At 45.9% G+C, this 3385-nt stretch carries 4 protein-coding genes; 1 reads left to right on the top strand and 3 read right to left on the bottom strand.

The features are described from left to right. A partial coding sequence (locus tag BCT34_RS06115; protein WP_076653021.1) for a DUF723 domain-containing protein occupies positions 1-340 on the top strand: 340 nt, incomplete at its 5' end. A gap of 30 nt (positions 341-370) precedes the next feature. Here the strand turns inward: BCT34_RS06115 and BCT34_RS06110 are convergent. From BCT34_RS06110 to BCT34_RS06100, 3 genes are all read right to left on the bottom strand, one after another. Beyond that, positions 371-586: a hypothetical protein gene (locus BCT34_RS06110; RefSeq protein ID WP_076653018.1), complete on the bottom strand. Its 216-nt coding sequence runs from the start codon at positions 584-586 to the stop codon at positions 371-373. A 263-nt stretch (positions 587-849) separates the two neighbouring features. Next, a complete protein-coding gene (locus tag BCT34_RS06105) occupies positions 850-1797 on the bottom strand; it encodes an Rpn family recombination-promoting nuclease/putative transposase (protein ID WP_076650959.1) in 948 nt (315 codons plus the stop codon). Between the two features lie 800 nt (positions 1798-2597). Continuing rightward, positions 2598-3263 (bottom strand): hypothetical protein, encoded by a 666-nt coding sequence (locus BCT34_RS06100; RefSeq protein ID WP_241902787.1) that lies wholly within the window; start codon positions 3261-3263, stop codon positions 2598-2600. Positions 3264-3385 lie beyond the last annotated feature (122 nt).

Raw genomic sequence — 3385 nt, 5'->3', positions numbered from 1 at the left:
CTTTGAAATCGCTAAACATGAACGAGCCAATCACTTTATCCAAAAAGCAAAACTAAAGTACGGTGAGCGGTACGACTTTTCGAAAATGAAGTATGTCAATCGTTCTACCCCTGTCGAAATATTATGCCCAGAGCACGGAGCCTTCCATACAACACCCAATAACTTTCTGGCCACGGTAAAAAAGATCGGTTGCCCGCTCTGCAGTCGTGCGCAGAAGGCAAAACGTACACCAAAAAAAGCCGATGAAAAGAATGAAGTCAGGGGATGTGGGACGGATAACTTCAATGTTCGTGGAGGGACGAAAAAATATAACCACCTATTGCTGAAGGTTTTTGATTAACAAGTGACCACCTAGATAGGGCGATGTTTGTTAGCTAGACATAGTCACTCGGCGCTTAATATCTTGAGCCTTCAAAACCTTGGCCCCCATAATCACAACTCTAAGAAAACCCTGCTTTGATTGGGACTTGTTCCAATTATCTAAGTTCTGGCGCGTTGTCGATGCGTACATGGCCAATTCGTCAACGGTATCAAACCCAGCCATTTTACTGAGTTCTGAGAGCTTATAGTCTGGTACAAAACTCATTGATACACCTCCGAAATTATTAGTCAAAATGTTTGACCAAATCACTTATCTTAGTAAAGTATTTTGACTAATGAAAGCTATTTCGTAAATATGTTTGACTAAACACTTAGGGCTATAAACGGCTTAATACCGTTTGTACCTAATTTTGAGAAAGGTTAGGAGCAAAGAGAAAACGAACGGGCGTATTGTCAAAAATGAGGGCTGAGTGAAACGGAAATTAGCCTTACCGTTAAACGGGCAGGCTGATACGTCATCTCTCTAGACTAGTGAGAAAGTTGAGCGAGTTCGTCTTTACTCAATCCAGTCACGTCCATAATGGCTTGTTGGTCCATGCCATTAAGCATCATCTTACGCGCCATCTCTTTGAGCGCTTTAGCTTCACCTAGCTGAATACCCTCTTGGCGGCCTCTTGCTTCACCTAGCTGAATACCCTCTTGGCGGCCACGCTGTTCGCCTTGTTGGCGTAATTGTTCTGCAATCGTCATAAGTGTCTCCTCGTGTTTCGGTACTGATGAGGCCAGCGACGTGATCAACGCCTCTAGGTTGTTCGTTTCACCCACTTGGAGTAAATAGCTCATCAATGACTGTACTTGCTTATCTGTAGTGTAATCGGTTAAGAGCAATGTGACCAGAGGCTCAAGGAAATCCATGATATCTCGATGCCTCGCGTGCTTTTGTACCAGCTCAAGTAACGCGATACGGCGATGCTGCATAATGTCATCGTCGGAGATGACCGTGACATCGACCAATGGAAAATCTTGAGTATAAAGTGCTTTCGCCTGGTCTGGATTAGCAAAACCTTTTAACCAATTCATATCATAGGGATAAGGCGATATTTTGCCATGGTAAAACTGCAGTGGTATCACCAAAGGTAAATGCTCATGACCCGCTTCAAGGTGTTGCTGCATGGCGGCAATAGCGTAACGCATCAGCCTGAACGCCATGTGCTTATCTGGCCGACTTTGGTGCTCGATTAACGCATAGACGTACCCTTCTCCCTGAGAGGTTTTGAGAGAATAGAGCACATCCGAATAGTAAGGACGCAGGCTTTCTTCAATAAAGCTACCGGATTCGAGCTTGAGCGTCGTCAAATCACAGATGTCACGCAGAGGAGCAGGTAGGTGGATATCCAGTAAGTCCTTAGCGGTTTCTGGATGCGTCATAAACTGCTTAAAAAGCGCATCATGTGGGGTTGGTGTTGTTTTTTTCATGTCATTATCTTAACACTCAATGCGTTGAATTCGTACCTCGATAGCGTATCACCTATTCACTTAAATCAAAGTAACCCCTCAAAACTGACTTCTTTATTTTTACCCATCCTCCCTCCCAAAAGCCACTCTAACGCACGCCACAATCCTTTAACGCTCGCCAGGTACTGCAATCGGGCCATGGAGGAGCGCGCGACGACATACAGAATGAGCAAAGCGAAAAATATTGACCACCGCACTTTTCACAAAAAAGGTCGCACTGTCAGTCACCATGGCTTAAATCTTGCCCCTCGCCTTGCCAGAATGCGCGAGCGTAGCGAGTAACATAGGCGGTGATATCAACATGTCTTCGGAGTATATCGCCATGCTACCGGATGGTCAGTGGAAGTGGGGCCCGTTCTTATCGTGATATCTTCTGCAGGTGAGGCTATCGAGGAACTTGATACGATAAGAATGGGAGGTACTTTAAGGCGCTTTGGTTTATCCACTCTATCCACAGATTTTTAAAATTAGTAATAGAAAGAAAAGTATCGAATTTAAGTTATAAAATGGGGTATTTACTTTTCACCGCCGTAGTATTTATATATCTCAATAGTTAGTATCCGTTTTGTGTGGATAACGTACAAAGCCCACAAAACACTCCCCATGGGAGAGTTTTATCCACCGCAGACTGAAAATCAGTCGAAAAAAGAAACAATAGAGGTAAAGTCTGACTAAGAAAGTGTGATGAAGTTCAAACTAGGTAAGCAGAGGGATGTGCGAAAGCCGCTTCGAAGAAGCAAAAGGATGAAAAAGTAGGAAGATTAAGCCGCGAGGGGCTCGGGCGGTGAAGCGGTAGGAGAGAAGCCCAAATGTTTAAGGCGGGTATTCGCTGTCACCTCGAATTCTTGCTGGCTCAGCGTGCGGTCTAACCCTTCATCGAGCATTTTTTTAACAACGAGGCTCAGCGCTCTAGAGCGATCATTGGTTTGTTGAACTTTCTGTTTGGTACTGGCTGCCCCAATCGCCAGGTTACGACGCTCAATGGTGCCTTCCCATAGCGTATTACGCAGGATGGCCAAGCGCGCTGGTAGGCTCCCTGCTCCCTCTTGAATCGCAAGCTTATCCTTCGCTTCAAATTCTTGGCAAAGTTTCTTTCCAGCGGTTTCTCCGCCAACTAAAGTCCCGAAGTCGTCCGTTAATACATAAACGTTGTTGAGATTGCGCTTTTGCCCATCACTTTTATCGTGCACCAGGCCGCCACGTGGGTCGGTCGCGAGGTTATCCCCAATAAAGGCATGACGAAGCAACCCACACCGGATCAATAAGGAGAGCCAACGAGAGACCGTGGATTGGCTTTTACCAATCACTTCGCCAATCTGTGACTGTGTGCCTCTCAGTGAGAACGAACGCGTACTGAGACAAGTGTTGCAAATCATATAGAGCACTAAGTGATCTAAGGTTTGCGCCGCATCTTTACGATACAACACCGTGCTGCCTTGACGTTGCAACTGGTAGTAGAGTCCACCATTAGCCCGAGCGCCGTGTTTTAACACCGCACGAAAGACATCGGCGAGACCCGCTGGGAGCTTAGGTGTAGTGGCATAGTGAA

Origin of the sequence: Vibrio sp. 10N.261.45.E2, assembly GCF_002875705.1 — a bacterium.
In the GTDB taxonomy this organism is placed as follows: domain Bacteria; phylum Pseudomonadota; class Gammaproteobacteria; order Enterobacterales; family Vibrionaceae; genus Vibrio.
Note: the sequence above shows the minus strand (reverse complement) of the source record. Positions and strands in the feature narration are given on the sequence as shown.

Excerpts from the sequence above, each read along its gene's own strand:
- BCT34_RS06110 (WP_076653018.1), bottom strand. The coding sequence starts at position 586 with ATGAGTTTTGTACCAGACTATAAGCTCTCAGAACTCAGTAAAATGGCT.
- BCT34_RS06105 (WP_076650959.1), bottom strand. The coding sequence starts at position 1,797 with ATGAAAAAAACAACACCAACCCCACATGATGCGCTTTTTAAGCAGTTT.